This window comes from Pseudomonas sp. 58(2021) (assembly GCF_017491585.1).
GTDB lineage: Bacteria > Pseudomonadota > Gammaproteobacteria > Pseudomonadales > Pseudomonadaceae > Aquipseudomonas > Aquipseudomonas fluorescens_BT.
The window spans coordinates 407,107-428,893 of sequence record NZ_JAFGYZ010000001.1; the positions used below are offsets into that span (position 1 = coordinate 407,107).

A 21,787-nucleotide genomic window follows, 5' to 3' on the forward strand; every position below is an offset into this window, starting at 1 on the left:
CTTGCTCGCGAAGACGTCAGGTCAGACAACTATTTGTTGAATGACACACCGCCTTCGCGAGCAAGCCCGCTCCCACAAGGGATTTGTGTAATGTTCAGGTTGTGCGGGCGAGCCTGGTGAGGATCCGGTCCAGCGCATTGGCGAACGCCTGCTTCTCCCGATCGCCGAACGGCGCCGGGCCGCCGCTGACCTGGCCCTGTTCGCGCAGATCGGTAAACAGGTTGCGTGTCGCCAACCGCTCCCCCATGTTCTGCGCGTCGAACTCCTTGCCTCGCGGGTCCAGCGCTGCCACGCCCTTCTTCACCAGCCGGTCGGCCAGCGGAATGTCGCTGCAGATCACCAGCTCGCCCGGCACCGCGTACTCCACCAGATAATCATCCGCCGCATCCGGGCCGCTCGGCACCACGATCAGCTTGACGATTGCCAGCGCCGGTTTGCTCTGCGGCTGCCCAGCCACCAGCACCACTTCAAAGCGGCGCTTGAGGGCGAACTTGACCACCAGCTCCTTGGCCATCTTCGGGCAGGCGTCGGCATCGATCCATACGCGCATGTTTTCTACCTCGCAAATATGAGCGCAGCGAATGCCTTCAAGCCGCCGTCACCCTACGTTTTTCAGCCACCCGACTGCGGCCGTACAGCACGATGATCGCCGCAATCGCCACGGCCTGCGCGGTCAACGAGTAGGCATCGGCATGGATCCCCAACCAGTCGAAATCGAAGAACGCCACCGGCCGGGTGCCGAAGATCCCGGCTTCCTGCAACGCCTTCACACCGTGACCGGCGAATACCACCGACAACGCACAGAGCAGCGCCGCGTTGATGCTGAAGAACAGCGTCAACGGCAATTTCGCTGAACCGCGCAGAATGATCCACGCCAGGCCGAACAGCAGCACCAGCGCCGTTGCGCCGCCCGCCAATACCGCGTTGTGTCCGGCAGGACCGGCCTGCAACCACAGGGTTTCGTAAAACAGGATCACTTCGAACAGCTCGCGATACACCGAGAAGAATGCCAGGACCGCGAAGCCGAACCGTCCGCCGCCACCGACCAGGCTCTGACTGATGTAATCCTGCCAGGCTGCCGCGTGCCGACGGTCGTGCATCCACACCCCGAGCCACAGCACCATGACACTGGCGAACAACGCCGTGGCGCCTTCCAGCAGTTCACGCTGGGAGCCGCTGACGTCGATCACATACGCCGCCAGCGCCCAGGTCCCCAGACCGGCCAGCAACGCCAGTCCCCAACCGACGTTGACACTGCGCACCGCCGATTGCTGGCCGGTGTTGCGCAGGAACGCGAGGATCGCTGCCAGTACCAGAATGGCTTCCAGGCCTTCACGCAGCAGAATCAGCAGACCGGAAATGTAGCTCAACGACCCACTCAAACCGTCGCTGCCGAGCAGGCCGGCCGATTCCTTGAGCTTGGCCTTCGCCGCGTCGAGACGCTGCTCGGCCTGCTCCACCGACAAGCCGTCCTGCAGCGATTGCCGGTAGGCCATCAAGGATTTTTCGGTGTCCTTGCGCACGTTGGCGTCGACGTTATCCAGCGAGCTTTCGACCAGTTCGAAACCTTCCAGATACGCTGCAACGGACAAGTCATACGCCTGATCACGTTCGCCGGCACGATAAGCGGCCAGGCTCTTGTCCAAAGTCGCGGCGGTGTAGTCGAGCAACTGCGCCGGGCCACGCTTGACCTGCGGCGGTTGCGCCCGTTGAGCACGGAAGATCGCAGCGGCCTCAAGCCCCTCAGAGGCCTGCACTTCGGCCGGCGTCTGACGGGCGAGGTCGGCGATGTTGTAAGTCTTGTCGGTTTTGGCCGTGGCCGGATCGGCGCTGAACTGAGCGATATAGGTCGCCAGATCCCAGCGCTGACGATCGTCCAGTTGATCGGCGAAGGCCGGCATGTCGGTGCCTTCGACGCCCTGGCCGAGGGTGTTGTAGATCGCGTACAGGCTCAGGTGATCCAGGCGCGCCGCGTCACGCAGGTTGGCCGGCGCGGGCTCCATGCCGACACCCGCCGGGCCATCGCCGGCACCGTTGGTGCCGTGGCACACGGAGCAGTGCTGGGTATAGAGCGGCGCGCCACGGGTCGGATCCGGGGTGATGATCGGGGCCTGGCTGACTTCATAGGCCACCGCCAGTTTCGCCCCCAGTTGCCGGGCCTGACGGGCGACGTCCGCGCCGTCCTGCTTCGCGGTGATGGCGGCGAGCAGAGCGTCGATGCCCTGCTCCAGACCAGCCTTCTCCGGTTTGGCCGGCATGCCGGCGATCAGCCCCTGCAAGGCGTGGGTGAACTCAAGCTGCTCGCGGTATTCGGCATCGTCGATGACCTTGCCCGCTTGTACCGTTGGCGGGTAATCGGCGCTGATGTAATCGAGCAGGTGCAGCGCTTGCGGCGCGCCTTCCACGGTATCGGCCAGCAGATTGAAGCTGCTCAGGGCAAACAACGGGAACACCAGCCAGGCCAGGAATCGGGACAAGGCAGTCATGAAAGGGTCTCAATTGGAAATGCGAAGTAACACATTGTTCACGTCGGGGGAGCCTGACTCAAGCTTTCTCGTTGGCCGCATCGGAATTACGCGCATTGTGCTGCAGCACATAGCCATCACTCGCCTCTATACTGCGTCGCCTCTCGCCCCTTTCGATTAAGGAAAATCTCGTGGTCATGCGCCATTGTCTGCTGTTTCCCTTGCTGTTAAGCGCGGTCCTGCAATTGAGCGGTTGCGGGGCCTACCGCAATTACGACCTGGAACTGGAACAGACAACCGATCAGTTGAAAGCGGGCAACACCGACGGTGCGCTGGCCCTGATCGAGGCGCATAACCCGGATGAAGAGAAAGACCTGCTTTATTACTTCGAGAAAGGCGCGGTACTCAGCGCTGCCGGCGAGTTGCCGCAAAGTCAGGTTGCCTGGCGCAGCGCCGAACAGATGGTGATTCAGCGCCAGGACGCCATTGAAACCAACGGCGACAAGCTGCTTTCCGCCCTGGGCAATCAATGGGGCAGCATCATCAACGACAAGATTCGTCGCTACGATGGTTACGACTATGAAAAGGTCATGCTGACCACGCAAATGGCCCTGAATCAGTTGGCCGTGAACGACTTCGACGGTGCTCGTGCGGACATCAAGAAGACCCACGAGCGCGAAACACTGATCGCCCGGCAACGAGAGCTGGAATACGAGCGTGTTGAAAACGCCGCCAAGGACCAGGGCGCCCGTGTGCATTACAAGGACCTGCAAGGTTACCCGGTCGTCATGCTGGATGCGCCTGCAGTCATCGCTCTGAAGAACGGCTATCAAAGTGCGTTCAGCCATTATTTGGCCGGCTTCACTTATGAAGCCCTGGGTGAAAAGGATCTGGCTGCACCGGGTTATCGTCAGGCCATAGAACTGCGCCCTGACATGCCGTTCTTCCAACAGGCATTGCGTGACCTCGACAGCCCCGGGCTCAAGGCCGGCGAAAGCGACGTGCTGATCATCGTGCAAAGCGGGCTGGCACCGGCTCGCAGCTCGGTGCGCGTGCCGTATCCGGTGAAGCTTGAGGACGGTCAGGTGATCGTCGCCAATGTATCGTTTCCGGTAATGGTGCCCGACACCTCAACCCAGCCTTTCAATCAGATAAGCCTCGACGGCCGCCAAAAGAAGCTGATCACGATCAACAACATCACCGACATGTCCCTGCGCACCCTGCGTGACGACATGCCCGGGATCATTCAGCGCACCACGTATCGAGCGTTCCTCGCCGCAGACGTCCAAGGCACCGACAATCGGCGCAACCCGGCGAAGGCGTCCTATGTAACCCATTACGATGGATTCGAGCACGCAGACACCCGCACCTGGCGCACCCTGCCCAACCTCACGCAAGTGCTGCGCCTGCGTCTGAAGAAAGGCGAACACTTGATCAGCCTGCCTACCGCACCCGGTGTCGCACCGCTGAAAGTCCGCATCGATCAGGATCGCCAGTTCATCGGCCTGCGAGCCCTCGGCGACCGAATCTATGCCAATGGCAGTGCTTTCCAGGCGTCCGTTTCAGCGGAAAGCCACGTGGTATCCGGCCTGAAATAAATAATGGCATCTAACTAATCGGTGCAGTTAAAAAGCTATTACATAGCCAGCATCCGCCGCCTATAATGCCGCGCCCTCGTTATCGCGATGCGGCATTAAAGCTCCTCTGATTATGAGGAATTGGCAGGAGGCCAGCGCCACTGCCGATCGGTCCCAGCAGCCCGACCCGCACCCGAGGCTGTCGTTACTCATGGAAGAAGTACCCCATGGCATTCCGCGCTCCCACTCTGATCGCGCTTGGCGCCGTCACCCTGCTGTCCGGCTGTTCGGCGTTTCGCAACTACGATTCCGAACTGGCCCAGACCAACCAGCAACTGGCCACCGGCAACGTTGACGCCGCCCTGACTCTGCTGGAAAAGAACAACACCGGCCCGGACAAGGACCTGCTCTATTACTTCGAGAAAGGCGAACTGCTGCGCGCCAAGGGCGATCTGTCCGGCAGCCAGAACGCCTGGACCAGCGCCGATCAGGTGGTGGGCAAGTGGGAAGACTCGGTCAAGCTCGACACCGACAAGTACCTGGCCCAGTTCGGCAGCTTCCTGGTCAATGACAAAGTCCGTCGCTACGAAGGCTACGACTACGAAAAAGTCATGCTGACCACGCAGATGGCCCTGAACCTGCTGGCGGTCAACGACTTCGACGGCGCCCGCACCGCGATCAAGAAGACTCACGAACGTGAAGCGGTGATCGCCGACCTGCGTGACAAGGAATACCTCAAGAGCGAAGAGGAAGCCGAGAAGCAAGGCATCAAGACCGAGTACAAGGACTTGCAGGGCTACCCGGTCGCCAGCCTCGACGCCCCGGAAGTGATCGGCCTGAAAAACAGCTATCAAAGTGCGTTCAGCCATTACCTGGCCGGTTTCGTCTACGAAGCCCTGGGCGAGAAAGACCTCGCCGCACCAGGCTATCGCAAGGCTGCCGAGCTGCGTCCGAAAACGCCGCTGCTGGAGCAGGCGCTGGTCAACCTCGACAAACCGGTCAAGAGCGATGACAGCGACATTCTGATCGTGGTGCAGAGCGGTCTGGCGCCGGCCCGTGACTCGATCCGCGTGCCGCTGCCGCTGCCAATCTCCAACAACGTGGTAATCACTCCGCTGTCGTTCCCGATCATCAAGCCTGACACCTCGACCGCGACGTTTGCGCAGATCGGCGTCGACGGCCGGCAACTGGACCTGACGGCCCTCAACAGCACCACCGCCATGTCCCGCCGCGCCCTGCGCGATGACATGCCGGGAATCATCCTGCGCACCACCGTGCGCGCGATCACCAAGGGCGTGGCGCAGAAGAAGATCAACGAAACCAACCCGCTGGCGGGTCTGGCAGTCGGTATCTCTTCAGCGGTGCTCGAAGGTGCCGATACCCGTACGTGGCGCACGTTGCCGGACACCACCCAAGTGGTGCGCCTGCGTCTGAAAAAAGGTGAACATCAGGTCACCCTGCCAAGTGCCGTGGGCGGTTCGGTGGTCAAGATCAACGTCGATCAGCGTTTTCAGGTGATCACCCTGCGCGCCGTGGGCAACCAGGTATTCGCCGCGGGCCTCGCCGCTCACGTGATCCCGAGTGCTGGCGCCACCGCCGTGGCCAGTCTCAAACAACCTTAAGAACGGAGTCTTTGCATGCGCTTCAAACTCTTCGCCGTCGCCGCCCTCGCCGTGCTGGCCAGCGGCTGCGCCACCCCGCCACCACCGGAGCCGGGCAGCGCCGCGAGCAAGGTCGTGGCCATGGGCCCGCAGAAACACATCGCGGTCGGCGCCATGCGCGTCGCCCGCGAAAACGGCTTCATGACCGTCAATGTGCAGTTGACCAACACCCTCAACAGCAACAAGACCTTCTACTACCGCTTCGCGTGGCTCGGTGCGGAAGGCTTCCCGATTGCCGAAGAAGAAGTCTGGAAGAGCCAGATGATGTACGGCGCCCAGACCAGCTTCATCCAGGGCATCGCACCGACGCCTAAAGCCGTGGATTTCCGTCTTGAAATGAAGACGCCTTAAGCCCGACACCCTATTCCCGATTCAGAGAGCATTCCCATGTTTGCACGCTTTTCCTTCATCGCCGTCCTCGCCCTGCTGGCCTCCGGTTGCGCCAACACTTCGCCGACCCTGGGCAGCAAGAACATCAGCTATGGCGACACCAAGGCCGTTGAAACCGTGACCAACGAGTTCGGCTCGACCGACCTGCAGATGATCGCCGAGTCGATGACCCGCTCCCTGGCCCAGTCCGGCATTCTGCAGGGCCGTCCGGTGGTTCAGGTCTACGACGTGAAGAACAAGACCAGCGAATACATCGACACCCGCGAAATCACCACCAGCATCAAGACCCAGCTGATGAAGTCCGGCACCGCCCGCTTCGCCAGCGACAACACCGCAATGCAGAGTCAGGTCGACCAGCTCAAACTGCAAAACCAGAGTGGCCTGTACAAGAAGAGCACCGTGGCCAAGACCGGCAACATGGTCGCCGCCAAATACCGTCTTGAAGGTTCGATCAGCTCGATCGTCAAGCGCAGCAGCGACTACAAGGACGTCTTCTACAAATTCAGCCTGCAACTGATCGACGTTGAAAGCGGTCTGGCCGAGTGGATGGACGAGAAAGAGATCCGCAAAACCACGGAGCGTTAATCGATGCGCACATGGATTGGCATGATGGCCCTGGCTTGCGCGTTCAGCGTGCAAGCGGCCCCGAAAGTCGCGGTGACGGATCTGGCGTATCAGGAACGTGTGGAGCAATACATCCACATCGTTTCGGCCCAGAACAATTACCGTGAGGGTTACTACAGCGCCAGCGGTTCTTCGAGCTACAACGAGCTCGAAGCCACCACCAGCTACATCGAACAGACCGAACTGCGCAAGTTCACCGGCGACATCAAGGGTGAGATCCTGCGCACCGGCATGTTCCAGCTGGTGCAGGGCACGCCATACACCGCGTCCTCCAAGGGTGACGTCTACGACGTGATCAAGCGGATCAAGGCCGGCAACTTCAAGGGTGCCGACTACGTGCTGTTCGGCACCGTGTCGGACATCGACTTCACCCAGGACGTGAACGAGCTGGCGAACACCGACAGCTATTCAGCCGTGCTGGGCCTGACGCTGGTGGCCGACTTCAGCCTGATCAACACCAAGACCTTCGAAATCACTTCGGCCTTCACGGCGATGGGTGAAGCGCAGGACACCAAACTGGTGAACCACCGCGACATCAAGATCTCGCTCAACCGCCCGCGGGTGGTGCGTGACGTGTCGAAGGCGCTGGGCGAAGACGTGGCCGGACAGCTGAGCATGCAGCTTGGCGGTGGCGGTTACGAGCAACCGCGTGAACCGCAGCAGCGCAACAATCTGCCGCGTGATACGGCGCCGGTGATTCTGCACTGACCGACTGCCGGAAACGAAAAAGGCGACCTTCTCAGGTCGCCTTTTTTTGCGGCTGCACGCTTTATACGGCCGCTTTGCGCAACGTCGCCATGAACGCCGCCGCACCGATGAACAGCCCGGCAAACGTGCGGTTCATGCGTCGCTGCTGGGTCGGCGTGCGCAACAGGCGCAGCACCTTCGACGCCAGCCCGGTGTAGCCGGCCATGACGATCAGGTCGACGCAGATCATGGTCGCACCGATCACCACGTACTGGATCAGCAGTGGCGCGTGAGGGTTGATGAACTGCGGCAGCACCGCGAGCATGAACACCAGCGCCTTGGGGTTGCTGATGTTCACCAGAAAACCACGGAACACCAGAGCCAGCGGTTTGCCGATCGGCCGCACCGCCGCGTCGTCACTCATGTCCATCGGCAGTGCGCGCCACTGCTTGATCGCGAGATAGACCAGGTAGGCGACACCGAACCATTTGATCGCATGGAACGCGGTGGCCGAAGCGGTGAGGATCGCGCCGACACCGGCGCCGACGATGGCAATCTGCACAGCCAGGCCGATCTGCAGGCCCAGGGCGTTCCAGTAACCGCGCCAGAAACCGTATTGCAGGCCGCTGGACATCGACGCAATGGCGCCGGCACCCGGAGAAAGACTGATTACCCAACACGCGGCAAAAAACGCCAGCCATGTTTGAAGCTCCATCGCACACCTCGACTTCGGACTCGTGACAATCCTCAAAGCTAATGCGGATTTGGCCGGATGACTACCAATTTTTGCAGGATGTTGCGGCCGCCGACCAACGTGGCCGGCGCCCGATCATTTTTCGAAACCGCTGGAAGGGAAGACATCCGTGCCGCGCCAGCGTCGCACCGAACGCTGGAAGAACAGGCTGTTGGGTACCTGCACCATGGCGCTGCCGGTGCCGAGTTCTTCGGCTTCGATCAGCGTGGTGTAGAGCAGATTGATCGCCACCACCCGGCCTTTGACGCCGGGCTTGTCGGTGGTGTCCACCAGCTCCACCACATCGCCCAGACGAAACGGGCCGACGGTGAAGATCAGAATCGCGCAGAGCAGGTTCGACAGCACACTCCACATGGCGAAGAACGCCACCGCCGCCACCGCGACGAAGCCCGACAGCGCGGTCCACAGCACTGTGGCCGACACCCCGAGGCGTTCCAGCACGAAGATCAACGCGCTGCCCATGATCAGCCAGCGCAGGCCACCGCGCAGCGGCATCAGCAGCTGCGGAGGGAAGGGATACTTCTCGCCCAGGCGAGTCAGGAATCGGGCGACGACACGCTGGGCGAAGTAACCGGCCAGCAGGATCAGCAGAATCTGCACGCCGAGCCAGATCGGCTCGACCCACATCGCCGGCAATGGAAGTTTGAAGGCTTCCATCAGGACAACGCCTCCAGCTCCGCCTGCATGCTTTCCAGCGTTTCCAGGGCTTCCATCCACGCTTCTTCAAGCTCGCCTTCGCGGACTTTCAGCTTGGCCTGTTCGGCCAGCAGGTCGCGCAATTCGTTCTTGCGCGCCGGCTCGTAGATGTCGCTGTCGCCGAGGCTGGCATCGACCTTGGCAAGTTTCTCGTGCAGCTTGCCCAACTCGGCTTCGAGCTTGTCGGCCTCGCGCTTGTGCGGCGCCAGTTGCTGACGCAATGCAGCGGCGGCCTGACGCTGGGCCTTCTTGTCGGTCTTGTCCGGGTTGACCGGCGTGTTGCTGACCGGGGCGTTGCGCTGGCGGTATTCGACCAGCCAACGGGCGTAGTCTTCGAGGTCGCCATCGAACTCCTCGACCTTGCCGTCCGCGACCAGGAAGAAGTTGTCGGTGGTGCTCTTGAGCAAATGCCGATCGTGGGAAACCACCAGCACCGCACCGCTGAATTCCTGTAACGCCATGGTCAGCGCCAGGCGCATTTCCAGGTCGAGGTGGTTGGTCGGTTCGTCGAGCAGCAGCAGGTTCGGCCGCTCCCAGGCGATCAACGCCAGGGCCAGACGGGCCTTTTCGCCACCGGAAAAATTCAGCACCGGCTCGTCGATCCGCGCGCCACGGAAGTCGAAACCACCGAGGAAGTCGCGCAGGGTCTGTTCGCGCTCGGTCGGCGCCAGACGCTGCAAGTGCAGCAACGGGCTGGCCTTGGCGTCCAGCGAGTCGAGCTGATGCTGGGCGAAGTAACCGACCACGGTGTTCTCACCGCGAGTCAGGCGCCCGGCCAGAGGTTCGAGTTCGCCGGCGAGGTTCTTGATCAGGGTCGACTTACCCGCGCCGTTCGGACCGAGCAAGCCGATCCGCGCGCCGGGGGTCAGTTGCAGCTTGACCTTCTCCAGCACGGTTTTCTCGCCGTAACCCAAGCGCGCATCGGACAGGTCGATCAGCGGGCTGGAGATCTTGGTCGACTCGCGGAACACGAAATCGAACGGCGAATCGACGTGGGCCGCCGACAGCTCTTCCATCCGCTCCAGGGCCTTGATCCGGCTCTGGGCCTGACGGGCCTTGGTGGCCTGGGCCTTGAAGCGGGCGATGTAGCTTTCCATGTGCGCACGCTGCGCCTGTTGCTTCTCGTAGGCCTGTTGCTGCTGGGCCAGACGCTCGGCACGGGCGCGCTCGAACGCGGTGTAGCCACCACGGTAGAGCGTCAGCTTGCGCTGATCGACGTGGGCCACGTGATCGACCACTTCATCCAGGAAATCCCGGTCGTGGGAAATCAGCAGCAAGGTGCCGGGGTAACTTTTCAGCCACTCTTCGAGCCAGATGATGGCGTCGAGGTCCAGGTGGTTGGTCGGTTCGTCGAGCAGCAGCAGGTCTGATGGGCACATCAAAGCCTGCGCAAGGTTCAGACGCATCCGCCAGCCACCGGAGAAATCTCCTACCTGACGATCCATCTGCTCGTTGGTGAAACCGAGACCGGCGAGCAGCTTGCGCGCCCGCGCATCGGCGGTGTAGCCGTCAGCGCTGTCGAGTTCGGCGTGCAGGCGGGCCAGCGCGGTGCCGTCATGGGCCTCTTCGGCTGCTGCGAGCTCGCGCTGTACTTCGCGCAGCCGCAGGTCGCCGTCCAGCACATAGTCGACCGCCAGGCGCTCGAGCGTGTCGACCTCCTGGCGCATGTGGGCGATACGCCAGTCGGCCGGCAGCAGGCAGTCGCCGGAGTCCGGGTGCAACTCACCGCGGAGCAAGGCGAACAGGCTGGATTTGCCGGCGCCGTTGGCACCGATGAGGCCGGCTTTGTGGCCGGCGTGCAGGGTCAGCTCGGCGTCTTCTAGCAGACGTTGCGGGCCACGCTGTAAAGTCAGGTTCTGAAGTCGGATCATAATGGCGGCGGAGTCTACCAGCTTCCCCCGCAACTGGCGCGAGTAGCACGATGTCCTCTGACCTGTGGAGCTTTGCCCTTGCCGTCTACGCCCGTCCCGGCGTGGAGGATGCCTGCCTGCGCCTGCAATCGGCGGGGGCCAACGTGTGCCTGATGCTGTGCGGTTTATGGCTGGAACAACGCGATGCGACCTGTGACGAGGTACGTGCACGACAGCTTCTGGAACTGACAGCGCCTTGGGACAGGGACGTCGTTCAACCGTTGCGCGCATTGCGTATGCAGTGGAAAACCCTGGCCGAGACCGATCCGGTGCTCAAGGGGCTGCGCGAGCAGATCAAGGGATTGGAGCTGGAGGCGGAGCGTGCGCTGCTGTCACGACTGGAAGGCGCCGCGCAAGGCTGGACGCGTAATTCGAAGGAATCGAGTGACTGGCTGCAAGTGCTGGCCGGCCCGGCGGCCAACCCGAACCGCGACGCGCTGCAAGTGCTGCGCGTCGCGGCGACCGGCGCTTAGGAAGCGCTGGACGGGTTGCTGGCGACGCTCGACACCGGCGCCGACGATGGCGTGGTTGCGGTGGTCGAGGTAGTGGCGGCGGATGCAGGAGCTGCGGTCGGAGCCGGGGTTGCCGGTGCGGCAGGTTTGGCAGCAGGCGCAGTGGCCGGTTTTGCTGCAGCTGGTTTTGCTGCTGGCTTGGCAGCGGCAGGCTTTTTCACCGCAGGTTTTGCAGCAGGTTTCGCTGCTGGTTTGGCGGCCGGTTTGGCAGCGGTCACTGGCTTGGCTGCGGTCGTTGCAGGCTTCGCTGCAGCAGCCGGTTTGGCCGCTGGTTTTGCAGCAGGTTTGGCCGCAGCTTTTACCGCAGGCTTGGCCGCTGGTTTCGCTGGAGCTTTGGCAGCAGGTTTGGCAGCAACCGGTTTGGCAGCGGTTTTCGCCACAGGCTTGGCAGCAGCCGTTTTAACGGCTGGTTTAGCGGCAGCTTTCACGGCTGGTTTTGCTGCAGGTTTAGCGGCCACTTTGGTGGCTGGCTTGGCAGCAGGTTTTGCAGCGGCGGTTTTTGCCGGAGCCGCTTTCGCAGCAGCGGTTTTCGCCGCAGGTTTGGCGGCTGGTTTTGCAGCAGCCGGCTTCGCGGCAGCTGGTTTGGCCGCTGTGGTTTTGGCCGCAGGTTTGGCAGCGCTGGCTGCAGCGGGTTTCTTAGCGGCTGGTTTTGCGGCGGCTTTGGCAGGCGCTTTCGCAGCAGGTTTGGCGGCCGCTTTTTTCACAGGCGCCGCTGCCGGTTTGGCCGAACGCAGGGACAACGCCTTGCCGACGGCTTCTTGAACACGACCGACACCCTGGGCCAGTTTCAGGCTTTCCTGGGCATCGCGCTTGAGTTGCAGAATGTAGCCGCGAGTATCGGACTGACGCTCCTTCAGCGCATCGAGCAGGTCTTCGAGTTCCTTCACGGCAGCCTTGGCCTTGGTCTGCGCCTTGGCTTTACCGGCTGCTGCTGCGTCCTGCAATTTGGTGCGGGATTTGTGCAGTTTTTCTTGCGCCTTGCCGCGTTGCTTTTCCAGTTTGGCGAGCAGTTTTTCAGCATCAGCCAAGGCTTGGGAGCAAGCGTTTTCCAGATGCTCGAGCAAGCTGCCCGAGAGTTGTTGGAGTAAATGCAACGGAGTGTTTACAGGCTTCTTGGTGGCCGACATGGTTTACCTCCTGGCTGACGTGAGTGCGGCTCATACTAGACCTCTGCTGCTACCGCCGCTAGGGCATGTTGACAGTATCGAAAGCACTCGGTTGCAGGCTTGCGAAAAACTTCTGCGCATTGGCAAAAGCAGTTCACCGTTGCAGACGTTCGCGCTGGCATAATCCACCGCAATTCAGGACGGAGAGTGCCCATGTCGCGCTACCTTTTTTTATCCCTCTGCATGTTCTTTTCGGCGGTCCATGCCGACGAAAAAAACACCGCGAACGATGCCCATGATCTGGCCTACAGTCTCGGCGCGAGCCTCGGTGAACGGCTGCGTCAGGAGGTTCCGCAACTGCAGATCCAGGCATTGATCGAAGGCTTGCAACAGGCTTATCAAGGCAAGCCTCTGGCATTGAGCGAAGCGCGGATCGAACAGATTCTGGCCGATCACGAATCGCAGACGGCCGAGCACGCGACCATGCCTTCAAGTGATGCGGCAATGGAAAACGAGCAGCGCTTTCTCACGGAGGAAAAGGCCAAGCCCGGCGTAAAGGAGCTGGCTGACGGCATTCTGTTGACCGAGCTGACCCCGGGAACTGGCGCAAAAGCCGGCCCCGACGGAAAAGTACAGGTGCTGTATATCGGGCGGCTGCCGGACGGCACCGTGTTCGACCAGAACACTCAGCCGCAGTGGTTCAATCTCGACAGCGTGATCGCCGGATGGCGCACCGCGTTGCAAAACATGCCGGTGGGCGCGAAGTGGCGCCTGGTGATTCCATCGGATCAGGCTTACGGCGCCGACGGTGCCGGCGACTTGATCGCGCCATTCACACCACTGGTGTTCGAAGTCGAATTGCGCGGCGCGACCAGTTGATCGCCCAATAAAAAACGGTGCGCTGTTGGCGCACCGTTTGTGTGTCTTGCAGGGTCGGTTCAGGCCTGAACCGAATCCTCTTCCTTGTGGGCGGTGTGCAGCACTTCGATCAGGCAGTCTTCCAGTTCGAAGCGTTCGTGAAGCAGGCCGCCCAGCTCCTTGAATTTCTCCGCAACGCATTTGCCTTCATCGCAAAGGTCGTTGAACGCGAGCAGTTTTTCGGTGATGACATCGATCCGCGGATAGATCGTCTCGGCCAGTTCCAGGCCGCGCTTGTCATTGAAGGCCTTGGCCTCGCCCGTCAGCTGTTCGTAGATCTCGAAGTGCCCGGCCGAAACGTAATCGACCAGCACACCGCAGAATTCCTGCAAAGGCTTTCGATCCTCGGATAGCGACTGAGGTTTGGCACCCAGCTTGTCGTAAGCGGCGATCAGTTCCTCACGCTCCTGGAGCCAGCGGTCGATCAGCAGATGAACTCCACCCCAACGTTCCTGAGCATTCTGACAACTTTCGAGCATGGCGATCTCTCTTCCCTTGTGGGTCATGCTGCCCTGCACCTGCGCCTCTTTCTTTGGCTGTTGCTTTGAGAGGCGGGCAGGCAGAGTGTCACCGAGCAACATAAATCCAATGACACGTGCGGGCCAGATTATGCCCGCACGCCTATGGCTTCAAGGTACGCAGGAGAGAAAGTTCATACAAGTGTTTAATCCCCGGCCAATGCCCGGTGCGACGGTTCGCCGCTGAGCGGTCGTTGCAGAGCGCTCCAGGCCAGGCGCAGCATTTGATAAACCGCCAGGATCGACATGGCGACGAAGAACAGCAGACTCCACTCCGGAATGCTCAGATCGAACAGCGTCCAGGACAATTGCGCGCAATCCTCGCTGTCATTGAACATCCGCCCCAATGCGCAGAGCCAGGGAAGGTGGCTGAACAACTCTTGCGTGCCGGGCGCGCACTGCGCCAGGTGATGCAGCGAATCACTCTGCAGCAGTACCTGTCGCCAGGCCGCCATCGTGCCGCCGAGGTTGGCCGACAGCGCACCGAACCAGTAGAGCGACAGACCGAAGCGTCCGGGCCCATGCACGGCCGCCACGCCACAGCAGGCGGTAAGGACACTCAGAAAGAGTCGCTGCACCAGACACAGGCTGCACGGCATGAGGCCGACCGTGTATTCAAGGTAGTAGGAAGCTCCCAGCGCCAGGATTCCCGCCGTGAAAACCATAAAGAACAGGGAGCGTGAGCAGGTCGCCGACATGGCTTATCCGTAACAATAAAGACAGGCAGTTACGGTAGAGGAAAGGGCCTCGGCCTTTCAAGGCGGGCCACTGGCGACACTTCACCAGAAGTGTAGGGAAATCCCGACAAGCGCGAGAGGAATGGATGTAGTCCCTTGTAGGACTTTGCCCAAGAAGAGAAAAGACGGTAACTATTCAGTCAAGAACATGAGCGAGGGAGCGTACTCCCTCGTCCATTCAGGCATGAGCCTGGACCGGTAACGGCGAGGCCAGCAGACGCTCATCCAGCAGACCGAGCCCTTCCTGGAACAGCTGGTTACTGCGATCGGTATCGCCGAGTCGAGCCAGCAACCGCGCCAGTTCCGCACAGGCCTCCGGATTGCGCTGCGTGCGCAGGCTGCTTTCCAGATAGTCCCTCGCCTTGCCCCACAGACTGGCTTGCAGGCACAGTCGACCGAGCGTCAGCAGCAGACTCGGGTCGGCGGGATGATCCTTGAGCCAGCCTTCGGCGGTTTGCAGTTGACGCGCGGGATCGCTGCCGCGCACCAGACCATAGAGCCGCGCAAGGTGGCTGTCGTACTTGCGCTTGAGGGCGCCGCGCAATACCTCTTCAGCTTCGACCTGGGCTCCCAACTGGCGCAGTTGCTCGGCGTAGGCCAGAACCAGAGGCGGCTCCTGGCGCTGCGACGAGGTCAATTGCTGCCAGGCGCGATTGAGCGACTGCAGACCGACCGTGCCATCTTCCTCGCGATGTGCTGCCAGCGACAGGTTCTCCCCCCAGGCGCGACGTTCCAGTTCGGCCAGTTCGGCGGAGGGCAGGACTTTGTCCTTGCGCAACTCGGGCAACAGCCGAATGACTGCCGACCAGTCGCCACGTTGTTGATGCAGGCGCTGCAACTGACGCAGGGTCTGAACGTTGTGCGGGTGACGCTCGCGCATGGCCTGCAGGGTCACCAGTGCGCCATCCGTATCACCACGGTCGGTTTGCAGTTGCGCGTGGTTCAAGGCAATCGCCAGTTCAGCCTGTGGCTGGCGCTCAAGGGCACGCTCCAGCAACCGATCGCTTTCTTCGTAGTTGCCTTGCTCGTTGGCGGCACGGGCGGCACCGAGGTAATACAGCAATGGCTGGCGCTCGGCCTCGGCAGCCCGGTAGAGATGGCGCTGCGCACTGGCCCAGCGACCTTCAGCCAGATCCAGCTGACCGTGTTCGATCGCCACTTGTACGCGGCGACTGCGGTTGCGCCGCGACCAGGGATTGACTACGCCACCGGACGTCAGCACCAGTTCCACCAAGGCCTTGATGCCCCAGATCAACAGCCATAGCACCGCCACCAGTGCCAGGGTCGCCCAAAGGCTCGACTCATAGCGGAAGCTTTTGTAAGCCACCAACACGTAACCGGAATGCTCGGCAATTGCCAGACCAAGGGCCGCCGTCGCAGCGATCACCAGAAACACGATGACATACAGGCGCTTCATGGCGTGGCCTCCTGCGCGGTGGCGGCAGGTTTGGCGAAGGGTTTCACCGAGTCTTCAGCGTTGACGTTACGGCGCTCGAGGTAGGCCTGTACCGCGCTGAGGGTGCCCGCCAGATCCGGGGTGACCACCGTAACCGGTTGCTTGCTCAGCTCCGCCACCTGCTCGAGCATGATTTTGCTCTGCGGATTGTCCGGGTTGAAGTTGCCCTTGAGCACATCCCGCGCTTCAGTCAGCGCCTGGGTATACACCGCAGCCTGGCCGTTGAGCGCCGCCCATTGCGCCTGCTCCAGCGAAAGACTGAGGGCCAGGCGCACCTGGCTCAGACTCTGCCCGGCGAGCAGTGGCCGTACGTTTTTATCGGCGTTGAAATCAATGCGGATGTAGCGCGAGATCTGATCCCACCACTGCGACCAGCGGCTGGCGCCGTCGCCATCGGCGGTCAGGCCCAGCAGCGAATCGCCGCGATCCTTGTATTCGGGCGCCAGCTCGGTGAGCCCGATGACCTGATCGCGCAGTGCGCCCAGCTTCAGGAACAGGCCGGTACGATCGGGCTGCTCGGTACTGCGCAACGCCACCAGGGTTTTCGCCACTTGTTCACGCGCGGCAAACGAACCCGGATCATTTTGTTCCCTCAGGATCTCGTCGGCCCCCTGCACCAGCGCCTGAGCGCTGCTGATGTCCTGCAGGGCCGAAAGACGCAGGCTGGCCAGACGCAACAGATGCTCGGCCTCGGCCAGACGCCAGTCCTTGCGGCTGGCCCCGAGGACGGTTTCCAGACGCTGATTGAGGCGCTGCTGATCACCTTGAAGCTGGGTCACCAGACGCTGGCGCTCGGCGAGCTCGTCAGCGCCCGGCAGTTGTCCGAGACGCTCGGTCAGACGTTGCTCGTTGAGTTTCAGGTTCTGGGCCTGATCATTCAACGCCTGCACCTGACTCAATTGCTCCTGAGTGTTGGCTTGCAGGTGCCGCACCTGCCAGACACCCCAGCCACCCACCGCTATACCGGCGGCGCCCAGCAGCAGCGCGACAATGGCCAATCCGTTGCCTCGGCGCGGTTCGGCGGCCGGTGGCGGTGCATCAACCGGTGCGTCGATCACAGGTTGGACGTCATCTTTAGGCAAGGCTGTTTCGCTCACGTATCCATCCTTTGCATTAGGGAACGGGCACGGGATGCTCCCGTAACGCCGTCAGCAAGGCCGCGGCACTCGCGCCGCGGCAATCCACAACTGTTTGAGCCCCGGCGGCACGTGCCTGCCCGGCGACCCTTGGGCTTGGAACAAACAACGGCAACTGCGCCAGCACCGGCCATGTGTCGCCGGCCAATTGGCGCAGGTGCTCAAAACCCTGTCCACTGCTGACCACCAGCCCGTTCAGGCGTTCCGCCGCAATCCGTCGGGGCAGTTCCTGCGCCGGATAGTCCGGCAGGTCACGGCGATACATTTCCAGATACTCGACACTAGCACCAAGCTCGCGCAGGCGCTCGGCCAGCAGCTCGCGACCGCCCTCTCCGCGCAGGATCAATACCCGTGCGCCGGGCCGGGCAACGGCGTCGAGCAGACGCGGCAATTGCAGCAAGGCTTCACTGTCATCGCCCTCGTCCGGGCAATGCGCATCGAGACCCCGATCCTGAAGAATCTGCGCCGTCGCCGCACCCACGCTGAACCAGGGTATGGCCGGCACGGCATCGATCATCTGCACAGCGATGCGCGCCGCCGGCTTGCTGACCACGATCACCGCGCTGTAGCGCGACAACCCGGCAAACGTCTGGCGCATTGTGTCAGAGACCGGCAGCGGCGCGATCTCCAAAAGCGGCAGGCAACTGCTGAAAATCCCCTGCCCGGCCAGCACCTCGGCCAGCGCCTCGCAATCGTCCGCGGGGCGCGTCAGCAGCAGGCGCCAGGCCGTCACTCGTGACCTGCCTCGCCGTAGACCGCCTTGAGAATGTCGTCGGCACCCTGGCGGAGCAAATCTTCAGCGACTTGCACGCCCAGCGCTGCAGCGTCAGAGCGCGGCGCCCGGGCCTCGGCACTCAGCAGCTTGCCGCCGCTCGGTTCGCCGACCAGGCCACGCAGCCACAATTGCTCGCCTTCAAGCACGGCGTAGCAGGCGATCGGCACCTGGCAACCGCCATTCAAGTGTTTGTTGAGGGCACGTTCGGCGCTCACACGGTCAGCCGTATCGGCGTGATGCAAAGGCGCGAGCAAGGCGTGGATTTCAGTGTCGGCGCTGCGGCATTCGATACCGACGGCGCCCTGGCCACCGGCCGGCAGGCTGTCGTCGACACTGATTGCGCAGGTGATGCGATCTTCGAAACCGAGGCGAATCAGACCGGCCGCCGCGAGGATGATCGCGTCGTACTCGCCGGCATCGAGCTTGGCCAGACGGGTGTTGACGTTGCCGCGCAGGAAACGGATTTCCAGGTCGGGACGACGGGTCAGCAACTGTGCCTGGCGACGCAGGCTGGAGGTGCCGACGATACTGCCGGCCGGCAACGCGTCGAGGCTGGAACAGGTATTGGAGACAAACGCATCGCGCGGATCTTCGCGCTCGCAGATGCAGAACAGACCGAGGCCTTCAGGGAAATCCATCGGCACGTCTTTCATCGAATGGACGGCGATGTCGGCTTCGTTTTCCAGCAGCGCGGTTTCCAGCTCCTTGACGAACAGGCCCTTGCCGCCGATTTTCGACAGGGGCGAATCGAGCAGCTTGTCGCCGCGACTGACCATGGGCACCAGCGTCACCAGCAGTCCCGGGTGGGCTGCTTCCAGACGGGCTTTGACGTATTCGGCCTGCCAGAGGGCCAGTGCACTTTTGCGGGTGGCGATGCGGATTTCGCGAGAGGACATGGATCAATCCGTACTGAATAGATACGGCGGATAATAACAGCTCAGCCAAATCCACTTTGACCTGAATCAGAAACGGCGTGGCCTCCCTGGCCGGCAATGCCTGGTGAATGGAAAAACGAGCCGCCCGACGCCAGCGGACTAAAGCCCTTGCATCATCTTGCGCACGCCCGCCACATGCCGGCGGCTGACGATCAGCGCGTCACCGTTCAGGCCCTTGAGGAACAACTGAAAGTGGCCCAGCGGGGTGCGTTGCAGCCGCTCGATGCGGTCGCGGGCGACCAGCGCATTGCGGTGAATCCGCACGAAGCGCTCGCCGAACTCGTCTTCCAGTGCCTTGAGGGGCTCGTCCAGCAGGACTTCACCGGTTTCATGGCGCAGGGTCACGTATTTGTGATCGGCAATGAAATACACCACCTGATCCAGCGGGATCAGCTCGATGCCCTTGCGGGTTCGGGCGCTGATGTGGCTGCGTGGGCCATTGCCGCTTTCCGCGGCAGGACGAGTCAGGGCCGATAGCTGAGCCCGATTCGGACGTTCGGCCCTTTTCAGGGCTTCCTGCAGATGTTCGGTTCGCACGGGTTTCACCACATAGCCCACGGCGCTGGCCTGCAGGGCTTCCACGGCAAATTCATCGGGACCTGCGCAAAACACCACGGCTGGCGGTGTTTCACGTTCGCACAGACGGGCAGCCACCTGCAGGCCGTCGAGGCCCGGCATGCGGATATCAAGGAGCACGATATCCGGCTTGTGGCTGTCGATCAGTGCCAACGCCTCTTCGCCATTGGTGGCGCTGGGCTCCAGGACTGTGTAGCCCTCGAGCTCGCTCACCATTCGGGCGAGGCGCTCGCGGGCCAGTGGTTCGTCATCAACGATCAGGACATTCATATTGCGCTGGATTCCTGCGTGAGTCTCGCACAAGGATAGCGTAGACAAGTGGAGTGACGTCCGTCACCGCGATCCACGCTAAGACTAGCGCGAGCGCCAAAAAGTGCCGTACGTCGGCCGGCAATATTTGCCGGCACCCGGGACGCACCCCTCAAGGCTCGCGCCTGTCTGCGTTTTACGCAGGGTATGCCGATGGTCAAAACACCCACCCCTCTCTTCTTATAGTCGGCTGCCAGACCTTTGCACGATCCACAGTCGCGCCGACCCTTAGTCCTACTGTAGACGCTTGCCGGGCCGATATTGCTCAATCGGAAAATATCCTTGCGCAAATCCCCCGGAACCGGCGGTGACTATGAACGCAGAGATGAGAAAAAAACGTATCGACCAGTGTCAGCGACAGGATTGGCAACCCTGTTATTATCCGCGCCAGCGTTTCACGCCTTCTTTCTTCAAGCCGATACGAGCGAATTCATGAGCACTGACAAGACCAATCAGTCCTGGGGCGGCCGCTTCAGTGAACCCGTCGACGCCTTCGTCGCCCGCTTCACCGCCTCCGTCACTTTCGACCAGCGCCTGTATCGCCACGACATCATGGGCTCGATCGCCCATGCCACCATGCTGGCCAAGGTCGGCGTGCTGACGGATGCCGAGCGCGACAGCATCATCGATGGCCTGAAGACCATCCAGGGCGAAATCGAGGCCGGCCAGTTCGACTGGCGCGTGGACCTCGAAGACGTGCACATGAACATCGAGGCACGCCTGACCGACCGCATCGGCATCACCGGCAAGAAACTGCACACCGGCCGCAGCCGCAACGACCAGGTCGCCACCGACATCCGCCTGTGGCTGCGCGACGAGATCGACCTGATTCTGGCCGAGATCACCCGCCTGCAAAAAGGCCTGCTGGAGCAGGCCGAGCGCGAAGCCGCAAGCATCATGCCGGGCTTCACCCACCTGCAGACCGCGCAACCGGTGACCTTCGGGCACCACATGCTGGCCTGGTTCGAAATGCTCAGCCGCGACTACGAGCGTCTGGTCGACTGCCGCAAGCGCACCAACCGCATGCCGCTGGGCAGCGCCGCGCTGGCCGGCACCACCTACCCGATCGACCGCGAATACACCGCACAGCTGCTGGGCTTCGACGCTGTCGGCGGCAACTCGCTGGACAACGTGTCGGATCGCGACTTCGCCATCGAATTCTGCTCGGCCGCCAGCATCGCGATGATGCACCTGTCGCGCTTCTCCGAAGAGCTGGTGCTGTGGACCAGCGCGCAGTTCCAGTTCATCGATCTGCCGGACCGTTTCTGCACCGGCAGCTCGATCATGCCGCAAAAGAAAAACCCCGACGTGCCAGAGCTGGTACGTGGCAAGACCGGCCGTGTGTTCGGCGCCCTGATGGGCCTGCTGACCCTGATGAAAGGCCAGCCGCTGGCCTACAACAAGGACAATCAGGAAGACAAGGAACCGCTGTTCGACGCCGCCGACACTCTGCGCGACTCGCTGCGTGCCTTTGCCGACATGATCCCGGCGATCAAACCGAAACACGCAATCATGCGTGAAGCGGCGCTGCGCGGTTTCTCCACCGCCACTGACCTGGCCGACTATCTGGTTCGCCGTGGCCTGCCGTTCCGTGACTGCCACGAGATCGTTGGCCACGCGGTAAAGTACGGCGTCGATACCGGCAAGGATCTGGCGGAGATGAGCCTGGAAGAACTGCGTCAGTTCAGCGACCAGATCGAGCAGGACGTGTTTGCCGTACTGACCCTGGAAGGCTCGGTGAATGCCCGTGACCATATCGGCGGGACTGCGCCGGCACAGGTCAAGGCAGCCGTTGCTCGCGGTCAGGCATTGATCGCCAGCCGCTAAAGACCAAAGCTTCGCGAGCAAGCCCGCTCCCACATTCGATCTGCTGCGAACACCGAATGGTGTCCAATCGAGATCAAGTGTGGGAGCGGGCTTGCTCGCGAAAGCTATCTCGAAAGCACCAAAAAACTTACTTCTTCGCAGCGATCATCGCCAAAAACGCCGGCATCGCCGCGTCCTTGTCCGCGGCAATCTTCTGCACGTGCGAATTCTGCTCAAGC

At 61.9% G+C, this 21,787-nt stretch carries 21 protein-coding genes and 1 pseudogene; 8 read left to right on the forward strand and 14 right to left on the reverse strand.

Annotation, left to right across the window (positions count from 1 at the left end):
• Window positions 1-94: 94 nt before the first annotated feature.
• Both J5M72_RS01890 and J5M72_RS01895 read right to left on the reverse strand, forming a co-directional pair.
• A complete protein-coding gene (locus J5M72_RS01890; RefSeq protein ID WP_169432411.1) occupies window positions 95-550 on the reverse strand; it encodes a YaiI/YqxD family protein in 456 nt (151 codons plus the stop codon).
• A 37-nt stretch (window positions 551-587) separates the two neighbouring features.
• On the reverse strand, window positions 588-2,486 hold the full coding sequence (locus tag J5M72_RS01895; protein ID WP_207863853.1) for an FTR1 family protein: 1,899 nt from the start codon (window positions 2,484-2,486) through the stop codon (window positions 588-590).
• 176 nt (window positions 2,487-2,662) lie between these two features.
• Between J5M72_RS01895 and J5M72_RS01900 the strand changes: the two genes are divergently transcribed.
• From J5M72_RS01900 to J5M72_RS01920, 5 genes are all read left to right on the forward strand, one after another.
• Window positions 2,663-4,063: a hypothetical protein gene (locus tag J5M72_RS01900; RefSeq protein WP_207863854.1), complete on the forward strand. Its 1,401-nt coding sequence runs from the start codon at window positions 2,663-2,665 to the stop codon at window positions 4,061-4,063.
• Window positions 4,064-4,269: 206 nt separating this feature from the next.
• Entirely contained in the window at window positions 4,270-5,664 is a 1,395-nt protein-coding gene (locus tag J5M72_RS01905) for a hypothetical protein (RefSeq protein ID WP_207863855.1), read from the forward strand.
• A 15-nt stretch (window positions 5,665-5,679) separates the two neighbouring features.
• Window positions 5,680-6,054, forward strand: coding sequence for a YcfL family protein (locus J5M72_RS01910; protein WP_085731449.1), 375 nt, complete (start codon window positions 5,680-5,682; stop codon window positions 6,052-6,054).
• Window positions 6,055-6,090: 36 nt separating this feature from the next.
• Window positions 6,091-6,678 carry a penicillin-binding protein activator LpoB gene (lpoB, locus tag J5M72_RS01915; protein WP_169432415.1) on the forward strand — a complete coding sequence of 196 codons (588 nt, stop codon included), beginning with the start codon at window positions 6,091-6,093 and terminating at the stop codon, window positions 6,676-6,678.
• 3 nt (window positions 6,679-6,681) lie between these two features.
• Window positions 6,682-7,425, forward strand: a complete 744-nt coding sequence (locus J5M72_RS01920) for a penicillin-binding protein activator LpoB (RefSeq protein WP_085612047.1) — start codon at window positions 6,682-6,684, stop codon at window positions 7,423-7,425.
• Between the two features lie 61 nt (window positions 7,426-7,486).
• On the opposite strand, the gene J5M72_RS01925 is transcribed toward J5M72_RS01920, so the two are convergent.
• The 3 genes from J5M72_RS01925 to J5M72_RS01935 form a co-directional block, all read right to left on the reverse strand.
• Window positions 7,487-8,119 (reverse strand): LysE family transporter, encoded by a 633-nt coding sequence (locus J5M72_RS01925; RefSeq protein WP_207863856.1) that lies wholly within the window; start codon window positions 8,117-8,119, stop codon window positions 7,487-7,489.
• A gap of 114 nt (window positions 8,120-8,233) precedes the next feature.
• Entirely contained in the window at window positions 8,234-8,815 is a 582-nt protein-coding gene (locus J5M72_RS01930) for a mechanosensitive ion channel family protein (protein ID WP_011336505.1), read from the reverse strand.
• Window positions 8,815-10,725, reverse strand: a complete 1,911-nt coding sequence (locus J5M72_RS01935) for an ATP-binding cassette domain-containing protein (RefSeq protein ID WP_102685848.1) — start codon at window positions 10,723-10,725, stop codon at window positions 8,815-8,817. The genes J5M72_RS01930 and J5M72_RS01935 overlap by 1 nt, the downstream gene beginning before the upstream one ends.
• Window positions 10,726-10,775: 50 nt before the next feature.
• Here J5M72_RS01935 and J5M72_RS01940 point away from each other — a divergent pair, with 50 nt between their 5' ends.
• The gene (locus J5M72_RS01940; RefSeq protein WP_207863857.1) at window positions 10,776-11,237 is read left to right on the forward strand and encodes a TIGR02444 family protein; all 462 of its coding nucleotides are present in this window, start codon (window positions 10,776-10,778) and stop codon (window positions 11,235-11,237) included.
• Here the strand turns inward: J5M72_RS01940 and J5M72_RS01945 are convergent.
• Window positions 11,234-12,403 (reverse strand): AlgP family protein, encoded by a 1,170-nt coding sequence (locus J5M72_RS01945; protein ID WP_207863858.1) that lies wholly within the window; start codon window positions 12,401-12,403, stop codon window positions 11,234-11,236. The genes J5M72_RS01940 and J5M72_RS01945 overlap by 4 nt on opposite strands.
• A gap of 192 nt (window positions 12,404-12,595) precedes the next feature.
• On the opposite strand from J5M72_RS01945, the gene J5M72_RS01950 reads away from it, so the two are divergent.
• On the forward strand, window positions 12,596-13,261 hold the full coding sequence (locus J5M72_RS01950; RefSeq protein ID WP_207863859.1) for an FKBP-type peptidyl-prolyl cis-trans isomerase: 666 nt from the start codon (window positions 12,596-12,598) through the stop codon (window positions 13,259-13,261).
• A gap of 59 nt (window positions 13,262-13,320) precedes the next feature.
• On the opposite strand, the gene rsd is transcribed toward J5M72_RS01950, so the two are convergent.
• From rsd to J5M72_RS01985, 7 genes are all read right to left on the reverse strand, one after another.
• Window positions 13,321-13,779 carry a sigma D regulator gene (gene rsd / locus J5M72_RS01955; protein ID WP_169432719.1) on the reverse strand — a complete coding sequence of 153 codons (459 nt, stop codon included), beginning with the start codon at window positions 13,777-13,779 and terminating at the stop codon, window positions 13,321-13,323.
• A gap of 185 nt (window positions 13,780-13,964) precedes the next feature.
• The gene (locus J5M72_RS01960; RefSeq protein WP_207863860.1) at window positions 13,965-14,516 is read right to left on the reverse strand and encodes a disulfide bond formation protein B; all 552 of its coding nucleotides are present in this window, start codon (window positions 14,514-14,516) and stop codon (window positions 13,965-13,967) included.
• 217 nt (window positions 14,517-14,733) lie between these two features.
• Entirely contained in the window at window positions 14,734-15,972 is a 1,239-nt protein-coding gene (locus J5M72_RS01965; RefSeq protein ID WP_207863861.1) for a heme biosynthesis protein HemY, read from the reverse strand.
• Window positions 15,969-17,108, reverse strand: a complete 1,140-nt coding sequence (locus J5M72_RS01970; RefSeq protein ID WP_207863862.1) for a uroporphyrinogen-III C-methyltransferase — start codon at window positions 17,106-17,108, stop codon at window positions 15,969-15,971. The genes J5M72_RS01965 and J5M72_RS01970 overlap by 4 nt, the downstream gene beginning before the upstream one ends.
• Window positions 17,109-17,124: 16 nt before the next feature.
• The gene (locus J5M72_RS01975; RefSeq protein ID WP_169432424.1) at window positions 17,125-17,880 is read right to left on the reverse strand and encodes a uroporphyrinogen-III synthase; all 756 of its coding nucleotides are present in this window, start codon (window positions 17,878-17,880) and stop codon (window positions 17,125-17,127) included.
• Window positions 17,877-18,818 carry a hydroxymethylbilane synthase gene (gene hemC, locus J5M72_RS01980; protein WP_169432425.1) on the reverse strand — a complete coding sequence of 314 codons (942 nt, stop codon included), beginning with the start codon at window positions 18,816-18,818 and terminating at the stop codon, window positions 17,877-17,879. The genes J5M72_RS01975 and hemC overlap by 4 nt, the downstream gene beginning before the upstream one ends.
• Before the next feature lie 138 nt (window positions 18,819-18,956).
• Window positions 18,957-19,703 carry a LytTR family DNA-binding domain-containing protein gene (locus tag J5M72_RS01985; protein ID WP_169432426.1) on the reverse strand — a complete coding sequence of 249 codons (747 nt, stop codon included), beginning with the start codon at window positions 19,701-19,703 and terminating at the stop codon, window positions 18,957-18,959.
• 471 nt (window positions 19,704-20,174) lie between these two features.
• Here J5M72_RS01985 and argH point away from each other — a divergent pair, with 471 nt between their 5' ends.
• Complete coding sequence (gene argH, locus J5M72_RS01995; RefSeq protein ID WP_103368168.1) at window positions 20,175-21,569, forward strand: argininosuccinate lyase; 1,395 nt, start codon at window positions 20,175-20,177, stop codon at window positions 21,567-21,569.
• Window positions 21,570-21,696: 127 nt separating this feature from the next.
• Here the strand turns inward: argH and J5M72_RS02000 are convergent.
• Window positions 21,697-21,787: pseudogene (locus J5M72_RS02000) on the reverse strand (glutathione S-transferase); the annotation flags it as partial.

Coding starts and splice junctions, on each gene's coding strand:
- J5M72_RS01890 (WP_169432411.1), bottom strand. CDS start 550: ATGCGCGTATGGATCGATGCCGACGCCTGCCCGAAGATGGCCAAGGAG.
- J5M72_RS01895 (WP_207863853.1), bottom strand. CDS start 2,486: ATGACTGCCTTGTCCCGATTCCTGGCCTGGCTGGTGTTCCCGTTGTTT.
- J5M72_RS01900 (WP_207863854.1), top strand. CDS start 2,663: ATGCGCCATTGTCTGCTGTTTCCCTTGCTGTTAAGCGCGGTCCTGCAA.
- J5M72_RS01905 (WP_207863855.1), top strand. CDS start 4,270: ATGGCATTCCGCGCTCCCACTCTGATCGCGCTTGGCGCCGTCACCCTG.
- J5M72_RS01910 (WP_085731449.1), top strand. CDS start 5,680: ATGCGCTTCAAACTCTTCGCCGTCGCCGCCCTCGCCGTGCTGGCCAGC.
- lpoB (WP_169432415.1), top strand. CDS start 6,091: ATGTTTGCACGCTTTTCCTTCATCGCCGTCCTCGCCCTGCTGGCCTCC.
- J5M72_RS01920 (WP_085612047.1), top strand. CDS start 6,682: ATGCGCACATGGATTGGCATGATGGCCCTGGCTTGCGCGTTCAGCGTG.
- J5M72_RS01925 (WP_207863856.1), bottom strand. CDS start 8,119: ATGGAGCTTCAAACATGGCTGGCGTTTTTTGCCGCGTGTTGGGTAATC.
- J5M72_RS01930 (WP_011336505.1), bottom strand. CDS start 8,815: ATGGAAGCCTTCAAACTTCCATTGCCGGCGATGTGGGTCGAGCCGATC.
- J5M72_RS01935 (WP_102685848.1), bottom strand. CDS start 10,725: ATGATCCGACTTCAGAACCTGACTTTACAGCGTGGCCCGCAACGTCTG.
- J5M72_RS01940 (WP_207863857.1), top strand. CDS start 10,776: ATGTCCTCTGACCTGTGGAGCTTTGCCCTTGCCGTCTACGCCCGTCCC.
- J5M72_RS01945 (WP_207863858.1), bottom strand. CDS start 12,403: ATGTCGGCCACCAAGAAGCCTGTAAACACTCCGTTGCATTTACTCCAA.
- J5M72_RS01950 (WP_207863859.1), top strand. CDS start 12,596: ATGTCGCGCTACCTTTTTTTATCCCTCTGCATGTTCTTTTCGGCGGTC.
- rsd (WP_169432719.1), bottom strand. CDS start 13,779: ATGCTCGAAAGTTGTCAGAATGCTCAGGAACGTTGGGGTGGAGTTCAT.
- J5M72_RS01960 (WP_207863860.1), bottom strand. CDS start 14,516: ATGTCGGCGACCTGCTCACGCTCCCTGTTCTTTATGGTTTTCACGGCG.
- J5M72_RS01965 (WP_207863861.1), bottom strand. CDS start 15,972: ATGAAGCGCCTGTATGTCATCGTGTTTCTGGTGATCGCTGCGACGGCG.
- hemC (WP_169432425.1), bottom strand. CDS start 18,818: ATGTCCTCTCGCGAAATCCGCATCGCCACCCGCAAAAGTGCACTGGCC.
- J5M72_RS01985 (WP_169432426.1), bottom strand. CDS start 19,703: ATGAATGTCCTGATCGTTGATGACGAACCACTGGCCCGCGAGCGCCTC.
- argH (WP_103368168.1), top strand. CDS start 20,175: ATGAGCACTGACAAGACCAATCAGTCCTGGGGCGGCCGCTTCAGTGAA.